This is a genomic window from Flavisolibacter ginsenosidimutans, assembly GCF_007970805.1.
GTDB lineage: Bacteria > Bacteroidota > Bacteroidia > Chitinophagales > Chitinophagaceae > Flavisolibacter > Flavisolibacter ginsenosidimutans.
The window spans coordinates 907,799-925,327 of record NZ_CP042433.1 but is presented as its reverse complement, the minus strand read 5'-3'; the positions used below and the strand labels follow the sequence as shown (position 1 = coordinate 925,327).

Sequence of the window (17,529 nt, the reverse complement as noted above, 5' to 3'; positions counted from 1 at the left end):
TTTAAGCCCAAAGACAGAATGACGTTTGGGGTTGATGGTTTGTTGACTACGGTTGTCGTGTTTTTGTCAAAGTCCTCACGAAAAAAAGACAGACAGATGTTTAAGAAGTCTCCAACTTAGAAGACCGCAACCCTAAACCGTTGTAGCCACTTTCACTTCAATCTCTGGCCGTTTTTCCAGGAACTGAATCATGGCCGTGTTCAATTCAAAGCCGTGCCCGTTTGTCTGCAAAGCCGCCTTCATGTCGGTCTTTGGTTCCGTGATGGTTATCCGCACGGAACTTGGCCCGGGAAAAGCTTTCAAATTCTTTTCCAAAAATTCAATCCATTCCGGCTGAATGTTTCGCACGTCCATTTCCAGGCAAAGCTGTTTGGTTAAACTCCGCTTCACGTTTTCGGCAAGAGTGATGCCGGTGATTTTAAATTCGAATTCGGCTTTGTTCCACCGCTGTTTGAAGCTTCCCGTTAAATAAATAGCACTGCCCTGCAGAAAGAAATGTTGGTAACGTGCATAGTCATCGCCAAACAAAACCAATTCTGTTTTGCCCGAATAATCTTCTACCGTAAAGGCGCCGAACTTGTTTCCCTGCCGCGAAATGCGGTGATTGACACCAGAAACCAAACAAAGCATTTTGTATGTTCTACCTTGTCCGGCCAAGATGGCCGACTCTTTTATTTCATTAAAATCGGCAATGGATGTAATGCCGTAATATTTTATTTCAAATCGGTAATGGTCGAGCGGATGGCCGCTCAAATAAATGCCCGTGACTTCTTTTTCTTTTTCGAGTTTTTCGGTAAGTGAAAACGGCGGACAATTTGGGATTGCGGGTGGTTTAATGTCCAGCACCGCGGGCAAGTCGCCAAACAACGTGTTGGTTGTGCTTAAACTTTCTGCCTGCACCACGTTTCCGTAGCGAATCATTTTTTCCAAACCGTTTTGCGTTTCGCCTTCGGGCACACACAGGTATTGCGCACGGTGCAATTGCGGAAACTCGTCAAATGCTCCTGCATAAATCAAGCTTTCCAACGTTTTTTTATTAACGGTACGCTGGTTGATTCGTTTCATAAAATTGAACGGGTCTTCAAACACACCGCCGCTCTTTCTTTCGTCAATGATGCTTTCCACCGCCGCTTCGCCCACACCTTTTAAGCCACCCAAACCAAAACGAATCTCTCCTTCGGCATTCACGGCAAAGCCTTTCTGCGATTCGTTGATGTCGGGACCCAACACCGTTAAACCCATGCGCTTGCATTCTTCCATAAAGAAGGTAAGCTTTTCAATGGCGTTCGCATGATTTAAAACCGCGGCCATGTATTCGGCCGGATAATGTGCTTTTAAGTAGGCGGTTTGATAGGCCACGTAAGCATAGCAAGTGGAGTGTGATTTGTTGAAGGCGTATTGCGCAAAAGCTTCCCAATCCGTCCAAATTTTTTCGAGCACATCTTTCTTGTGGCCTTTCTCTTTTGCACCGTCAATAAACTTGCTCTTCATTTTGTCGAGCGTCTTACGGTCTTTCTTTCCCATGGCCTTGCGCAACACGTCCGCATCACCTTTGCTGAAGCCGGCAATCTTTTGCGCCAGCAACATTACCTGTTCCTGGTAAACGGTGATGCCGTAGGTTTCTTCAAGGTATTCGGCCATTTCGGGCAAATCATATTCAACTGCTTCGCGGCCGTGCTTGCGGTCCACGTATTGTGGAATGTAGGCCATCGGACCGGGACGGTACAAGGCGTTCATCGCAATCAGGTCCGCAAACTGGTCGGGCTTCAGTTCTTTGAGATACTTCTGCATGCCCGGGCTTTCAAACTGAAAGGTTGCAATGGTATCGGCGCGTTGGTAAAGTTCATAGGTTGCCGCGTCATCCAGCGGAATGGCGTCGATGTCTATGTCAACGCCGTGTTTTTCTTTAATGTTGATAAGCGCATCGCGAATGATGGACAAGGTTTTCAATCCGAGAAAGTCCATCTTGATTACGCCGCTATCCTCAATGATGCTGCCTTCAATTTGCGTGATGCAGAGGTCTGTTTCCTTTGAAGCGAATACGGGTATCAGTTCCGTTAAATCTTTCGGTGCGATGATAATGCCCGCCGCGTGAATGCCGGTGTTGCGTACCGAACCTTCGAGTTTCTCGGCAATGTGCAGAACATCGGCTTGCAGGCCTTTGCTGTTGTACACTTCGCGGAGGCGTTTGATGTTTTCAATGTCGTCGCTGCTATAATCATCTTCAAGCGGTTTCTCGCCTTCTTTGGAAGTAATCGGCGCATGAAGGCAACGGTAAAGTTTTGTGCCCGGTTTTTCGGGAACCAACTTGGCCAACGCGTTCGATTCGGGCAAGGGTAAATCCATTACACGAGCCACATCTTTGATGCTCGACTTGGCCGCCATCGTACCATAAGTTACGATCTGCGCCACCTGGTTCTTGCCGTATTTCTCAACTACATAATCAATTACTTTTTGCCGGCCTTCGTCGTCAAAATCCGTATCAATATCAGGCATTGATTTACGGTCTGGATTCAGGAAGCGTTCAAACAGCAATTTGTATTTAATCGGGTCAATGTTTGTGATGCCGATGCAATAAGCCACTACCGAACCCGCTGCCGAACCGCGGCCCGGACCGACAAATACACCCAAATCGCGACCGGCTTTAATGAAATCAGATACAATCAAAAAGTACCCGGCAAAGCCCATCGTCTTGATGGTGAACAATTCAAAGTCGATGCGTTCGCGGATTTCTTCCGTAATCTCATGGTAACGCTCTTTCGCACCTTCGTAAGTGATGTGCTTAAGGAATTCCCACTGATTTAAATTGCTGTCATCGTGTTGCTGAAATTCTTTTGGCAACGGAAAAGCGGGAAGAAGAATATCGCGTTTAAGGTTGAGCAATTCAACCTTGTCAACAATTTCGTTGGTATTGTCAAGCGCCTGCGGCAGATCATGAAAGGTCTTCGACATTTCCGCCGTCTTCTTGAAATAAAACTGATCATTTGGAAAAGCAAAACGCTTGTCCTTCATGTTCACATCATCATCGGCAAATTCGCGCAGGGCAGGAGTGGCCTGCTTCTCGCCGGTATTGATGCAAAGCAGAATATCGTGAGCGTTGAAATCTTCAACGTCAGTATAATGCGAGTCGTTAGAAGCAATAACTTTTACATTGTGCTTCGTCGCAAATTTTACCAACACGTCGTTCACCTTGTCTTGCTCGGCCATGCCATGACGCTGAAACTCCACGTAATAATCTTCACCGAATAAATCCAGCCACCATTTGAATTCTTTTTCGGCTTCTTCTTCCTTTCCGGCTAAAATGGCCTGAGGTACCATTGCACCTAAACAACAGGTTGTGGCAATCAATCCTTCGTGGTGTTTTAGAATAAGCTCTTTGTCAATGCGCGGGTATTTTCCGTACAAGCCTTCCATGTACCCAAGCGACGTAAGCTTCACCAAATTTTTGTAGCCCGTTTCGTTTTTAGCTAATAAAATCTGATGATAACGCTTGTCTTTTTCTTCCTTGGTAAACTGTCGGCGATGCCGGTCGGCTACCAAATAAAACTCACAACCCACTATGGGTTTTACCTTAGGCTTTCCGTTTTCATCAACGTGTTTATAGGCCTGTGAAACAAATTCAAATGCACCAAACATGTTGCCGTGATCGGAGATGGCAAGCGCGGGCATTCCGTCGTCAATAGCCTTTTTATAAAGCGATTGGATGGAGGCCGCGCCGTCGAGCAATGAGTATTGGGTGTGAACGTGTAGGTGTGAAAACTTCATTCTTTCTCCTCTTGATCAAAAATATTTCGGAATAAATAGACTGATAAGGTGCAAGTTACATTCCGCAAAGGCAATAAAACCTTTAAAGCCTCGTTGAAAGAAATCCACAACTGTGGGAAAAAAGGGAATTAACCTTTATTTTCGTTTTTCCACTTTGATCAAAAACAAGCCGCATGGTAAAAAACATTATCCTATTCGCTGCTGTCTTGTTGCTTGGAACGTTTACCACCGTATCCGCTCAAGGCAAGGAAGCAAAGTCAGCACCCGCAAAAACCGATTACAAATTTCTTGACCAGATTTCCATTGAGCCCGCTGCCGAACCCTCGTTTGCATCGAAGCCGGCGGAAACGCCTTCCGTAAAAAAAGATTTGCTCACTGTTGCCGCCACTTCCGAAGGCAACGTGGAATCTGCGCAAGCACTTCAATTTAAATATTCGTTGTTGCTGGATGTAGAGGTAGAAATGGTGAAGAACGTGAACATGTTTCGGCTGATTGACGAATGGTACGGCGTGAAATATTTGTTTGGCGGTTCCACCAAAAATGGCATTGATTGTTCGGCCCTGATGCAGATACTTTTTGCGTCGGTTTACGGCCTTTCGTTGCCCCGCACCGCAAAAATGCAGTTCGACATGTCGCGACACATTTCCCGCACCGAATTAAAAGAAGGCGACCTGCTTTTCTTCAATACCCGCGGCGGTGTTTCGCATGTGGGCATGTATCTTACCAACAACAAATTCGTTCACGCATCGGTGCGTGGCGTTACCATCTCCGACATGTTTGATCCGTATTATGCGGCACGGCTAATTGGGGTAGGAAGAGTGTTGGATACGAATGGTTCAACAGCGGTTGTTTCTTCCAAACCATAGTTTTTGCCTTAGTAGTAAAATCGTTCATTATCATTTCCAAACCTTATTATCTTGTTTCAAATGCTGATAAGATAATAAGGTTTTCTTATCAAGTAGCTTTGTGACATTAAGTTGATCAGGTTGGCAAACTCAAGCGGTAAAACTTTTCGTTAAACAAATTCCCTTTCGTTTTTTCACTGCCAATATCGTTGTGAATTAATTTGCCAACTCCCGCGTAAGGCCTAATCGTTTCTTCACCGTTTGCCAAACCGGAATCGCATCCGGTGAAAGCTTCAACCAAATCATGGCAGCGCCAAAAGGAATACAAAAAACAAGACTGCGAACAATCATCCATTGCAGGCCGTAAAAATTTTTAAAGGGCCAATAAGCCAGCAAAAAGCATACAACCGAAATGAGAATTGCGTAAGCCGTTTTTGCGTCAAAAGGCTGCATGTTAAACTTGCGCAGAAGAAAGACGTAGCGGATGCCGTTGTAGATAACAAACGAAATCAGGTTGGCAATGGCCGGCCCAACCATTCCCAGATCTCTTGTGAGAAAAAAATTCAGCGGCAGCATCAGCGCAAGCAAAATCAATCCCGTCATAAACTCAAACCGCCAATACGTGGATGTGCTGACGATTTGAGCATTCAAGCCCGTGCCCATATCAATAATGCGGGTAATGCCAAACCAGAAAAACACCCATTTGGCCGCGGTGTAGGCATCCTGAAGGTGAAAAGTTTTAATGGCGTCGTCGAAGTTTATCCACACAAGGCAAAACATGGCGCAGGAAAACAGCAGCATGTTGATGGAAGAGCGGTGGTAAATTTTGTTGAGCCGGTGAAAATCTTTGTCCTTCCATGCCTGCGAAAGCGGCCCGGTGGAAGCGGCAATCACGGCCCGTTGCGGCGCCTGAATTAAACTTGCGATGTATTGACCAAATGTAAATACGCCTGCAGCACCCATTCCGTTGGGAAGAATGGCCGCAACAAAAATGGTATCAACGATTGAAGCAAGGCTAAAGATCAAACCGCCGCTCCACACAAAACCAATCAGCGTCAAAATCTTCTTTCGAAACTTTCGCGTAACAATGCTGCGCTGAAAGCTGAAATGCAAATAGCCTTGCCGGCCCAAATGAAAAAAAAGATAAATAACCAGGGCGACGTAAACGAAAGAGTAAATGCCGATGAAGGTTTTGAAACTGGCGATAAACCCGAATGTGGCCAACGTAATGAGCACCGTTACAAAGGCACGAAACATCACTTCTTTTAAAAAATTACTGAGTACCGCTTTGTGCAACTGCCAGGCATAGGCGTCCAAAATCATAAACAGCGAATAGCCGATACCAAAGGGAAAAAGCCAGTAATAATGTTCTGGAAGTTCGGGCGAATTGGAAAATATTCTGTTGACGAGAATCCCTTTAAATGCAAGGCCCAAAATTGCCACAAGCAAAAAACCGGCAAGCGGTACCAGTAAAGCAATGGTAAGTTGGTCGTTCTTCTTTGCCGGCACGTGTGCTTTGTAATACGGAAAAAACTTGGTGATGAAAGCCGTCATGCCTAAGTTGGCCACGGAATACATAAGCTGTGCCGCCGCCGTAAAAACAGCGATAAGCCCGTATTGCTCTTTGGTAAAGCCGCCTTGTCGCGTAAACAAAAAGGTATTGAAAAAACCCAGCGCAAAGCCGATGTAAACAACGAACGACGCAATGATGCTTTGCTTACGGATGGTGCTCATATTAATTTGCCAATGTGCAAATATGCAAATGTGCCAACGAACGGCGTGAAATAGTTTGCGCTCTTAATTTTCTTTTTTTACCGCGATGTAAAAATTTTTATCAACGGAAAATTCTTTTGGCGCGGTGAGCTTTACGGTTTGCCAGTTCGCAGTCGGCTTCAGCCATTGTCGCGTTGTTAAACGAATCGGCATGTCAAATCCATTTACCGTATTCGCCCAGCGGTATTGAATAGTGTTTCCTGCTCGCTTGTATTCCAGCACCGGAATTTTTGTGGTGCGCAAATATTGGTCAAACACTTTGCTCAAATCTTTTCCGCTCTTTTGCGAAATAAAATCTTCTACTTGTTTTGAGGTTACGGTTTGGTGATAAAATTCTTTGTTGAGCCCACGCAGAATGCTGCGGAGTTTTTCGTCGTCATTAATTATTTGGCGGATGGTGTGCAACATGTTGGCGCCCTTGAAATACATGTCCTCGCTTCCTTCCCGGTTCACGCCGTAGGTTGCAATAATAGGCCTGTCGTTCGCAATGTTTGCCCGCAGGCCTTGGGTGTATTCGTTGCCCGCTTCTGTTCCAAAATAGCTGTCAACATAAAGTGTTTCCGAATAATCGGTAAAGCCTTCGTGTACCCACATGTCGGCGCGGTCCTTTGCTGTTATGTTGTTGCCAAACCATTCATGGCCGCTTTCGTGAACGATAATATAATCCCATTTCAAACCCCAACCCGTGCGTGACAAATCGGTTCCGAGGTAACCGTTTGCAAACTTGTTTCCGTAGGCCACAGCGCTTTGGTGCTCCATACCCAGGTGCGGTGACTGTACCAACTTGTAACCGTCTTCGTAAAACGGGTAAGGACCAAACCAATGTTCAAAGGCACGCAGCATCGGCTTCACTTGCTCAAATTGCTTTTTTGCTTTTTCCAATTCATAATCCAGTACCCAATACGTTAAGTCAAGTTTTCCTTTTTCGCCTTGCAGCGTATCGTTCCACGAGGTGTAATTCCCGATGTACGGAATGACGTTGTAAAGGTTGATGGGATTTATAACCTCCCAACGGTAAGCCGTTAGCGCTGTGTTTTGGATTTTTGCTTTTGACGCCAATCGTCCGTTGCCAACTGCTACTAAATCATCGGGTACGACTACCGTTAGCGAAACGCCTTTTTCCGGCTCGTCGCTCCAACTGTCCTTGCACGGATACCAAAGCGAAGCGCCTTCGCCTTCGCAGGCTACGCTGATCCAGGGCCGGCCTTGTGCGTCTTTTGTCCAGATCCAACCACCGTCCCACGGTGGATGAACCGCTTCTTTGGGTTTGCCGTGATAAACCACCGTCAACGTTTCCGTTGTGCCTTTTGGCGTTTTGGGCAGGGGAATAAACCAATGGTTCCCGTCGCTGTAATGTGGCTTGCCCGGATAGTTGATGTACATTTTGCCGTTGTAATAAAGACTGTCAAGAAGCATAGGTTTTTGCAGGTCAAGTTGCAGGTAATCCCAATGGTTATCGGCAATAACGGTGTATGTAATCGTTGTTCTTCCGCTAATGGTTTTCGTTGCATAATCGGGCGTTACCGTCACATCGTAGTGTTGTGCGTTCCACCAGGAGCGGCCCGGCGTGTTACTGCCCATCAGCGTGTCTTCGTGGGTAAATTTTTGATTTGTTGGCTGCGCATGTAATTCAACAAGCATTACAAAAAAAACAATGGGCAAGACGGAAAGATGCTTCATGAAAGAGATTCATGTTTTTAAAAATGAATAGTTCGCTAATTTAGACGGTTCGTCTCATACTATGATTTATCGCGTCAAACATTTAACCATTCTTACCCTGGTTGCCGCTCTTCTTTCTTCCTGCTACAGCGGTGAAAAAGAAAAGAAGACTATCTTCCATTATAACGAAACAACCGGCATTGCTTCAATTGATCCGGCCTTTGCCAAGAATCAATCCATCATGTGGGCCGTGCATCAGTTGTACAATACGCTGGTTGAAGTAGACAGCAATTTGAACATCGTTCCTTCGCTGGCAAAACGCTGGACAATCTCCGACGATAAAAAAACCTACACGTTCTTTTTACGCAACGACGTTCGTTTTCACGACGATGCCTGTTTTCAAAACACAAAGGGCAGAAGCCTGACGGCGAAGGACGTTGAATACAGTTTGACGAGAATTCTTGACAAAGCAACGGCAAGTCCAGGCTCGTGGATATTTAACGGGAAAGTGGACAGCGTGGAAGCCTTCAAAGCCATTGACGACACAACCTTTCAACTAAAACTTCAGCGTCCGTACAATCCAATCCTCGGCATTCTATCCATGCAGTATTGCTCTGTTGTTCCGCGCGAAGCCGTAGAGAAATACGGCAATGATTTTCGTCGTCACGCAGTAGGATCAGGACCGTTTCAATTTGTTGCCTGGGAAGAAGGGCAGGCAATGGTATTGAAGAAAAACCCGGCCTATTTTGAAGTGGATAAGAACCGTGTTCGATTGCCTTACCTCGACGGCGTCAAGATTAGTTTTTACGACAGCAAGGCCACCGAATTTTTGGCCTTTCGCCAGGGAAAGTTGGATTTCATTAACGACATTGACGCATCGTTCAAAGACGAAGTATTGACCAAGAAAGGAGAGTTGCGAAGCGACTGGAAGGGCAAGATTCAATTGCACACGCATCCGTATTTGAACATTGAATACTTCGGCATTTTGGTGGACACGACAAATTCTCTTTTGAAAAATTCGCCGCTGCGTTTTCAGAAAGTAAGACAAGCAATCAACTACGGTTTTGACAGAAGAAAAATGGTGCTTTACCTGCGCAATTCGTTGGGAACGCCGGCAACGGCGGGCTTTGTTCCGGCGGGTTTGCCTTCCTTTGATTCGACGGAAGTAAAGGGTTACGACTACAATCCGCAACTGGCGAGAAAGCTGATGCGTGAAGCGGGTGTCACCGGCTCAAACTATCCGGCCATTAAGCTGCTCACCATCCCGATTTACTCCGACATCGCTAGCTACATTGCGCGGCAGTTGGAAGAAATTGGCCTGAACGTTCAGGTGGACGTCGTGCAAAAATCGCTGCTGCTTGACATGACCTCAAGTTCAAGGGCTTTGTTCTTTCGCGGAAGCTGGATAGCCGATTATCCCGATGCAGAAAATTATCTTTCTGTTTTTTATTCAAAGAATCCCGCGCCGCCAAATTACACCCGGTACAACAATCCCGCTTTTGATGCCTTGTTTGAAAAAGCCATCGCTGAAACAAACGATACGCTTCGCTATAAACTTTACCGGCAAGCCGACCGGTTGATGATAAAAGACGCGCCGGTAGTACCGCTATGGTACGACATGGCCGTGCACCTTGTGCAAAACAATGTGCAAGATTTTGAACCCAATGCTTTAAATCTTTTGGAACTGCGCCGAACGAAAATTGAGCGGCCTTAGAAACTGACCTTCTTTTGTTGTGTTTTTAATGCAGGCAATTTGTAATTGTCAATGACCGTTTTCTCGGCCATCATTTTCTCGATGTCGGCAACGGAACGTGGCGAAAAAGCCGAAAGCAATTCGTAACCGTCTTGCGTAATCAGGGCATCATCTTCAATGCGCACGCCAATGCCCCACCATTTTTTATCGCAATCGCTGTTAAGTGGAATGTAAATGCCCGGCTCAATCGTTATCACCATGTCTTTGGTCAGCGGGCCGTATTCGCTGCGGTCGTGCACGTCTAAACCAATGTGGTGACCCAAGCCGTGCGGATAATATTTGCGTACGTCTTTTTTGTCTTTGATGATGCCGAGTTTAAGCAAGCCATCGGCAATCACGTCGTTGGCTGCTTTGCTTGCGTCGGCAAACTTTGCGCCGTCATGCAATGTTTTAAATGCTGCTTCCTGTGCGTCATAAACAAGCTGATAAATCGTTTTTTCTTCGGGTGAAAATTTTCCTCGTGCCGGTATGGTGCGGGTGACGTCGGCAGAATAGCCGTGATAAGAAGCGCCGACATCCATTAAAAGCAAATCATTGCCAATCTTCGTCTTGCTGTTTTCCATGTAATGCAGAATGCAGCCGTTGTCACCCGCACCAACGATGGAGCCGTACCCTACTTCTTCCGAGCCATAACGTTTGTGTACGTATTCCATTAAGCCTTGTATTTCCAGTTCCGACATGTCGGGGCGCAAGGCTTTCATGGCCTCGTTGTGCGCCATGCAGGAGATTTCCACTGCACGACGAAGCAGGTACATTTCTTCCGGTGTTTTTGTTTCGCGAAGCTTGGCCGTGATTTGATAAAAACTTTTCGCATCGAGGCGCGGGTCTTTTGCATCGGTTATGGCTGCTTTTTGTTTGAACTGCTGCATGAGGTTATACAAATCACCGTCACTGCGGCCGTGCTTCAGATCATCGGGAAAGCCTTCCGCAATGATTTTGGTAAAAGGAGAGAAGTCGAGTGCAAAGTTTTTGAACGCATCGCCGGTGTAAACCGTCTGGATTCCGAGTTTTTCTTTTACCCCGGTTTCGCCCAGCCTGCGACCGGTCCATTGTTCGCTGCGCGGATCTTTTTTCTGTACGAAAAACAGCTCCGTGAAGGTTGAGCCATCGGGAGCTTTTTGTGGCTCTTTAAACAGAAACAAAACGGCGTGAGGCTCTTTGTAACCGGTGAAATAGTATAGGTCGGGGTTTTGGTGGTAGAAATAATTTACGTCGTTGGAAAAAGTGCGTTCAGGAGCGGCAAACACAACCATCACACTGTTCTCGGGCATTGAGGCCCTTGCGGCTTCGCGACGGCTTTTGTGAAACTGCGGCGAGAGATAATCGGTTGGCAGATCTTCCTGCGCCTGAACAAAAGTGGAAACAAAAACGAAAAGCAGGAGCAGGAAAAAACGAGAACTGCGCATTGGTTGCATAGCTGTGATTTTGTTTAAAAGTAAGAAGAAAACCGGCCTCGTCATGTCTCTTAAAGGGAAAGCAAGCTTTCGGCAGATCCCTGCTTTGGTCAATGTTGATCTGAACGCACAAGTGTGCGAAGCAACAGAAGCGGAATAAGGATTCTTCTGCTGGCTCCATAAAAAATGCTCAGTCAGAAAAACCTGGCTGAGCATTTTTGGTTTCTTCGAAAAGTAAGAAACTGCCTGGTGGCAAAACCTTACGTCGGCTAACAAACCGGGAAGCCCATTACTCTTCGTCCTCCTCGTAATACGATTCCTCGTTGTTGTTGTATTGCTTTTCCCAAGCTTCAATTTTCTTGTCGTCGAGGCATTCAATGATGTCAAAAATTGCATCGGTTTTGCGGCGCCATTCCGTTACCAATTCGTCGCCGTATTTAAAAACATACATGCAGTGGTCGGTTTCTACCGTCACTTTAATCAGTTCTACAATTGAGTCCGTTTCTTCCTGCACCAGGTAATAACATCCGGGTTCCAGCAGTCCATACGAATACATATCTGCCTCCTTTTTTAGGTGGTTAATCAACTTAATCAAACAATCTAATGGGTAGTACCGGGTTAGTGAAGTGGAGTATCGCCAAGGCCTCAAAATCCGTCCCTCACGGGGTCAAAATTAGGCCTTTTCGGTTTGTAAAAACGACACGGTCGCTAAAAAAATGTTACCGTTCTAAATCGCTGAAAATCAATACAGGCAAGACTTCCATACGAAAAATAAATCTTTCTAAAAAACTAATTATTTTAGTAAATAGCCGGGCTTAATTTGTATATTTGTGAACTTGATCACCGTACGTTTTTTGCTTCGTTTCCTCCTCGTTTTCCGTGTAGTATTTTTCCAAAAAAAAGTTAACCGGCAATGTTCGGAGTTGAACGACAGACCGTTACTAAATGGTTTCAGAAAACCTATTTTCGCAACCTTGACAGATAAATCCTATGGCAGAAACAAAGAAAAATTTGTTTGAGTACACCGAAGAAAGCATCAAAAGTCTTGACTGGAAAGAACACATTCGCTTGCGGCCGGGCATGTACATTGGAAAGTTGGGCGACGGCTCCAGTCCCGACGACGGCATTTACGTTTTGGTAAAAGAAGTTATTGACAACTGTATTGACGAATACACAATGGGCCATGGCAAAACCGTCGAAATCGCCATCAAAGACAAAACCGTTACCGTTCGCGATTACGGCCGTGGCATTCCCTTGGGCAAAGTGGTAGATGTAGTGAGCAAAATAAACACCGGCGCCAAGTACGACAGCAAAGTGTTTCAAAAAAGCGTAGGCCTGAACGGTGTGGGTACAAAGGCCGTAAATGCTTTAAGTAATTTTTTCAAAGTGGCGTCACACCGCGATGGAAAAATAAAAGAGGCCGAGTTCTCAAAAGGCATCTTGATAAAAGAACAAAAAGAAGGAAAGACCGATGCGGAAAACGGGACGCTGGTCACGTTTATTCCCGACGAAAGCATTTTCAAAAACTTTCATTTTATTCCCGAATTCCTTGAAAAGCAGATCTGGAATTATTGCTTTTTAAATGCAGGACTGCGCATCATCTTCAACGGCAAAAGTTTCGTGAGTAAAAACGGCTTGCTTGATTTGCTGACAAGAGAAACAAACGCCGATACTGCACCCGAAGGTATTCGGTATCCGATTATTCACCTGAAAGGTGAAGACATTGAAGTTGCGCTTACACACAACAACGATTACGGCGAGGATTACCATTCTTTCGTCAACGGTCAGCATACAACACAAGGCGGTACGCACCAGGCAGCCTTTCGCGAAGCGTACGTAAAAGTTATCCGCGACTTTTTTAAGAAAGATTACGAAGCGTCCGATATCCGGCAAAGCATTGTGGCGGCAGTTTCGGTGAGAGTAGTGGAACCGGTTTTTGAATCGCAAACAAAAACAAAACTGGGTTCGCTCAACGTGGACGAAGGCGGTCCAAGCATGCGGCAATTTGTGTACGAATTTTTATCGAAACAACTGGACAACTTCCTGCACAAAAATCCTTCGGTTGCCGATGCCTTAAAGAAAAAAATAGAACAAAGCGAACGCGAACGAAAGGATATGGCCGGCATTAAAAAGCTGGCGAATGAAAGAGCCAAAAAAGCAAACCTGCACAACAAAAAGCTCCGCGATTGCCGGGTTCACCTGAACGATGAACCGCCCGCTAAAGGCAAGCAGGAATTTTTTGCAACCCAACGAAACTCGACCATTTTTATTACCGAAGGCGATTCGGCCAGCGGCTCAATCACCAAAGCAAGAGACGTGGAAACACAGGCTGTTTTTAGTTTGCGGGGCAAGCCGCTGAACTGTTTCGGCTTGACAAAAAAAGTGGTGTACGAAAACGAAGAGTTGAACCTTTTGCAACACGCGTTGAACATTGAAGAAGGCATGGAGGGCTTGCGCTTTAACCGCATCGTTATTGCTACCGATGCCGACGTTGACGGCATGCACATTCGGCTTTTGATTATGACGTTCTTCCTGCAATTCTTTCCTGATTTGGTAAAGAACAACCACGTTTACATTTTGGAAACGCCGTTGTTCCGCGTACGCAACAAGCAGGAAACGATTTATTGCTATTCGGAACAGGAGAAACAAAGGGCCATGAAGAAACTTGGTGCGAAGCCTGAGATCACCCGCTTTAAGGGCCTTGGCGAGATTTCGCCGGATGAATTTGGCCGCTTTATTGGCGAGGATATTCGTTTGCAGCCGGTGATCATTGATCACGGCGACCAGATTCAGCACCTGCTCGAATATTACATGGGCAAGAACACGCAGGAAAGACAAGAGTTTATTATCAACAATTTGAAAGTGGAATTGGACGCGGCAGAAGAAATTGCAGTTGCCTAAGGAGTACGATTCAGCATTTAAAATTCAACATTTTTTTTCATGATCCATATTGTTTTTCAACAAGCCGATATTGAAGTTTTAAAAAAAGCACAGGAGCTGGATGAGAGTTTGATTGGCGACGTACAAATCGTTCGCGACGATTACGCCGTCGGCCCGATTCAAAATATATACGAACCGGAAGGCTACCAGGCAAGAAGACAATATTGGAAAGAGTTGTTGGACTATTCGCCGTACAATTCCGACCAGTTGATGGAGATGGTGGACGATCGCCTGATGGTTCACAATCTCAAGAGAACATTGGACGAAAACGAAGATGAAATTATTTGGATTTGGATGGGGCAAAACCAGCATGATGTGTGCGGTTATTACTGGCTGCTTTCGCAACTGAAAGATTACCACGGAAGGATATTTGTTTTATACCTGAACAACCTTCCATTCATCAATGAAAAAGGACTAATTTTTTACCCGACGGCTTTGCACCAGATTCAGCCAAAAGAATTTTTGAAAGCAAAAAAACTAGCCCGCAAAGTAACGCTGAGCGAATTTGAAGTTGACCCTGACGAGTGGAAAAAGCTGATGGACGAAAACGGAGCTGTACGTATTCTTGAAGGCGGAAAAAAAATCGTGAGCAAAGAGGAAAGTTTTTACGATAAAGATATCCTTGCGGGACTGACATCCGAAACGCAAAAGGGCAACAAAGCAATGCAGAACATTCTCTCCAAAATGAAAAATAAAACCGGCGACGTCACGCTGTTGGGCAGAATGAAAGTTTTGGCAGAAGAAGGAAAAATTGAATTGACAGGCGAACCGGCAAAAGGCTGGAAAGAATTTGACGTGAAACTGAAATCCACTGCACCAGAAGAAGTAACCGAATTAAACAGCTAATAAATACGAGCACTACGAAATGAAAAACAAATCCTACGAACACGTACAAACAGACCACGGCATTAACGGCCAGTACAAAACCTGGTTTTTGGATTACGCTTCTTACGTAATTCTGGAACGTGCCGTGCCCGCCGTGGAAGACGGCCTCAAACCCGTACAGCGGCGCATTCTTCATGCGATGAAAGAAATGGACGACGGTCGCTACAACAAAGTAGCAAACATCATCGGCCAAACAATGCAATACCACCCGCACGGCGATGCCAGCATTGGCGATGCACTGGTGAACATTGGCCAAAAAGATTTGTTGATAGATACGCAAGGAAACTGGGGCGATGTGCGCACCGGCGACGATGCGGCTGCACCGCGATACATCGAAGGCCGGCTGAGCAAGTTTGCGCTGGAAGTTGTTTTTAATCCGAAGACCACAAACTGGCAATTGAGTTACGACGGTAGAAAGAACGAACCGGTAACGTTGCCCGTAAAATTTCCGTTGGTGTTGGCGCAAGGCGCAGAAGGCATTGCGGTTGGTTTATCCACAAAAATTCTTCCGCACAATTTTATCGAACTCTGCGAAGCTTCCATTAAATATTTGAAAGGGCGCAAGTTTGATTTGTATCCCGATTTTCAAACCGGCGCAATGGTTGACGTGACTGATTACAACGGCGGTCAGCGCGGTGGCCGGGTGAAGGTGCGTGCACACATTGAAGAATTTGACAAGAAGACGCTGCTGATCAAAAGCGTTCCGTACGGTGTAACCACAATGGGCCTGATGGACAGCATTGTAAAAGCAAACGATGCCGGCAAAATCAAGATTAAAAAAGTTACAGACAATACGGCGGCGGAAGTAGAGATACAGGTTGATTTGGCGCCGGGCATTTCTCCCGATATTACTATTGATGCCTTGTATAAATTCACCGATTGCGAAGTATCGGTGGCGCCCAACACCTGCGTCATCATTGACCAGAAGCCGCATTTCGTAAACGTGTACGACCTGCTGCGTCTTTCCACCGACAACACCAAAAACCTTCTTCAGCGCGAACTTGAAATCAAACTCGGTGAACTAAACGAAAAATGGCACTATACCTCGCTTGAAAAAATCTTCTTCGAAGAAAAAATTTACAAGGAATTAGAGAAGAAGCACGAAACCTGGGACAAAGTAATTATCGCCATTGACAAAGCATTTTCCCCGTTCAAACCGAGATTAAAAAGAGACATTACTCGTGAAGATATTTTGAAGCTGACGGAGAAACCCGTTCGCCGCATTTACAAGTTGGACATTGACGAACTGAATGCACAGATAAAAGACCTGGAAGCACAGATAAAGCAGGTTCAATACGACCTTGAACACCTGACCGAGTACGCCGTTGCATACTTTGAAAACCTCTTGAAGAAATACGGCAAGGGCCGCGAACGCAAATCGGAGATCAAAGTCTTTGAAGTGATTGAAGCCAAGCACGTAGCCATTGCAAACACAAGAATTTACATCAACCGTTCCGAAGGTTTCATTGGCACGTCGTTGAAGAAAGATGAATTCCTTGTAGAATGTTCTGATCTTGACGACATTATTGCCATTACCAAACGCGGTATTATGAAGGTGGTAAAGGTGCAGGACAAAGTTTTTATTGGCAAGGACATTTTGTACGCACACATTTTCCGTAAAGGCGACGAACGCACCACCTATAATCTGGTTTACACCGATGGCGCCACGGGAACAACCTTTGCCAAACGCTTTAACGTAACCGGCGTTACCCGCGATAAAGAATACGATCTTACGAAAGGGCATGACAAAAGCAAAGTGCATTACCTCACTGTCAATCCGAACGGTGAAGCCGAAGTCGTGCGCATTATTTTAAGTCCTGCATCAACGGCCCGCAACAAGGAATTCGATTTTTATTTTGAAGAAATTGAGATAAAGAATCGCGGCAGCATCGGTAACCAGGTTACAAAATATCCCGTTCGCGCAGTGAAGTTTAAAGAAGCCGGCGTGGCAACGCTTGGCAGCGTGAAGCTTTGGTTTGATGACAAGTTTGGCCGCCTGAATCTTGACGGGAAAGGAATTGAGTTGGGAGATTTTGATGCGGAAGACAGAATCCTTGCCATTTACACCGACGGCACCTACGAAATCGTTGACCAGGAATTGACGCAGCGTTTCAATCCTGAAGAAGTGATGCTGGTGGAGAAGTACGATCCCGAACGCATCATCACAGCAGTTTATCTGGACAACGACAAGCTTCAATACAACGTCAAGCGTTTCCGTATAGAAACGTCCAAACTGCACGAAAAGTTTTTGTTCATCAAAGAAGGAAAAGGGAATTTACTTGAAGCTGTATCAACGGAAGAAGAACCCCTGCTGATTGTGCAATCCGGCAAAGGTTCGCAAGTGCGCAAAGCGAAGTTTAAGATTGCAAAGATGGTGGACGTGATGGGCTGGAAAGCGGTAGGAGCGAAGCTGGTTGACTTCAACAAAAACATCATGATGGAGTGGGAAGTGAAGGAAGCAAAGGAGCAAGCGGAGTTGTTCTGAACCGTGAGGCAGAAAGATTTTTTCAAGTAG

10 protein-coding genes are annotated in these 17,529 nt (G+C 45.7%); 5 read left to right on the top strand and 5 right to left on the bottom strand.

The window, feature by feature from the left end:
- Positions 1 to 132: 132 nt before the first annotated feature.
- Entirely contained in the window at positions 133 to 3,765 is a 3,633-nt protein-coding gene (dnaE, locus tag FSB75_RS03800) for a DNA polymerase III subunit alpha (RefSeq protein ID WP_146783006.1), read from the bottom strand.
- 173 nt (positions 3,766 to 3,938) lie between these two features.
- Between dnaE and FSB75_RS03795 the strand changes: the two genes are divergently transcribed.
- Positions 3,939 to 4,631 carry a C40 family peptidase gene (locus FSB75_RS03795; RefSeq protein WP_146783003.1) on the top strand — a complete coding sequence of 231 codons (693 nt, stop codon included), beginning with the start codon at positions 3,939 to 3,941 and terminating at the stop codon, positions 4,629 to 4,631.
- A 195-nt stretch (positions 4,632 to 4,826) separates the two neighbouring features.
- Here FSB75_RS03795 and FSB75_RS03790 read toward each other — a convergent pair whose 3' ends face one another.
- Both FSB75_RS03790 and FSB75_RS03785 read right to left on the bottom strand, forming a co-directional pair.
- A complete protein-coding gene (locus FSB75_RS03790; RefSeq protein WP_146783000.1) occupies positions 4,827 to 6,344 on the bottom strand; it encodes a lipopolysaccharide biosynthesis protein in 1,518 nt (505 codons plus the stop codon).
- Between the two features lie 63 nt (positions 6,345 to 6,407).
- Positions 6,408 to 8,063: a M1 family metallopeptidase gene (locus tag FSB75_RS03785; RefSeq protein ID WP_146782997.1), complete on the bottom strand. Its 1,656-nt coding sequence runs from the start codon at positions 8,061 to 8,063 to the stop codon at positions 6,408 to 6,410.
- 61 nt (positions 8,064 to 8,124) lie between these two features.
- Between FSB75_RS03785 and FSB75_RS03780 the strand changes: the two genes are divergently transcribed.
- Positions 8,125 to 9,756, top strand: coding sequence for an ABC transporter substrate-binding protein (locus FSB75_RS03780; protein ID WP_146782994.1), 1,632 nt, complete (start codon positions 8,125 to 8,127; stop codon positions 9,754 to 9,756).
- Here FSB75_RS03780 and FSB75_RS03775 read toward each other — a convergent pair.
- Together FSB75_RS03775 and FSB75_RS03770 are read right to left on the bottom strand one after the other, a co-directional pair.
- Complete coding sequence (locus FSB75_RS03775; RefSeq protein WP_227990758.1) at positions 9,753 to 11,210, bottom strand: aminopeptidase P N-terminal domain-containing protein; 1,458 nt, start codon at positions 11,208 to 11,210, stop codon at positions 9,753 to 9,755. The two genes, FSB75_RS03780 and FSB75_RS03775, sit on opposite strands and share 4 nt — an antisense overlap.
- Before the next feature lie 268 nt (positions 11,211 to 11,478).
- Positions 11,479 to 11,745 carry a hypothetical protein gene (locus tag FSB75_RS03770; RefSeq protein WP_146782991.1) on the bottom strand — a complete coding sequence of 89 codons (267 nt, stop codon included), beginning with the start codon at positions 11,743 to 11,745 and terminating at the stop codon, positions 11,479 to 11,481.
- A 434-nt stretch (positions 11,746 to 12,179) separates the two neighbouring features.
- On the opposite strand from FSB75_RS03770, the gene FSB75_RS03765 reads away from it, so the two are divergent.
- From FSB75_RS03765 to FSB75_RS03755, 3 genes are read left to right on the top strand one after another with little or no spacing between them, the layout of a single operon-like run.
- Positions 12,180 to 14,090 (top strand): DNA topoisomerase IV subunit B, encoded by a 1,911-nt coding sequence (locus FSB75_RS03765; RefSeq protein WP_146782988.1) that lies wholly within the window; start codon positions 12,180 to 12,182, stop codon positions 14,088 to 14,090.
- 39 nt (positions 14,091 to 14,129) lie between these two features.
- The gene (locus tag FSB75_RS03760) at positions 14,130 to 14,975 is read left to right on the top strand and encodes a DUF1835 domain-containing protein (RefSeq protein ID WP_146782985.1); all 846 of its coding nucleotides are present in this window, start codon (positions 14,130 to 14,132) and stop codon (positions 14,973 to 14,975) included.
- A 19-nt stretch (positions 14,976 to 14,994) separates the two neighbouring features.
- On the top strand, positions 14,995 to 17,499 hold the full coding sequence (locus FSB75_RS03755; protein ID WP_146782980.1) for a DNA gyrase/topoisomerase IV subunit A: 2,505 nt from the start codon (positions 14,995 to 14,997) through the stop codon (positions 17,497 to 17,499).
- Positions 17,500 to 17,529 lie beyond the last annotated feature (30 nt).

What these genes read in the sequence shown, in the direction of transcription:
- dnaE (WP_146783006.1), bottom strand. Translation starts at nt 3,765, where the DNA reads ATGAAGTTTTCACACCTACACGTTCACACCCAATACTCATTGCTCGAC.
- FSB75_RS03795 (WP_146783003.1), top strand. Translation starts at nt 3,939, where the DNA reads ATGGTAAAAAACATTATCCTATTCGCTGCTGTCTTGTTGCTTGGAACG.
- FSB75_RS03790 (WP_146783000.1), bottom strand. Translation starts at nt 6,344, where the DNA reads ATGAGCACCATCCGTAAGCAAAGCATCATTGCGTCGTTCGTTGTTTAC.
- FSB75_RS03785 (WP_146782997.1), bottom strand. Translation starts at nt 8,063, where the DNA reads ATGAAGCATCTTTCCGTCTTGCCCATTGTTTTTTTTGTAATGCTTGTT.
- FSB75_RS03780 (WP_146782994.1), top strand. Translation starts at nt 8,125, where the DNA reads ATGATTTATCGCGTCAAACATTTAACCATTCTTACCCTGGTTGCCGCT.
- FSB75_RS03775 (WP_227990758.1), bottom strand. Translation starts at nt 11,210, where the DNA reads ATGCAACCAATGCGCAGTTCTCGTTTTTTCCTGCTCCTGCTTTTCGTT.
- FSB75_RS03770 (WP_146782991.1), bottom strand. Translation starts at nt 11,745, where the DNA reads ATGTATTCGTATGGACTGCTGGAACCCGGATGTTATTACCTGGTGCAG.
- FSB75_RS03765 (WP_146782988.1), top strand. Translation starts at nt 12,180, where the DNA reads ATGGCAGAAACAAAGAAAAATTTGTTTGAGTACACCGAAGAAAGCATC.
- FSB75_RS03760 (WP_146782985.1), top strand. Translation starts at nt 14,130, where the DNA reads ATGATCCATATTGTTTTTCAACAAGCCGATATTGAAGTTTTAAAAAAA.
- FSB75_RS03755 (WP_146782980.1), top strand. Translation starts at nt 14,995, where the DNA reads ATGAAAAACAAATCCTACGAACACGTACAAACAGACCACGGCATTAAC.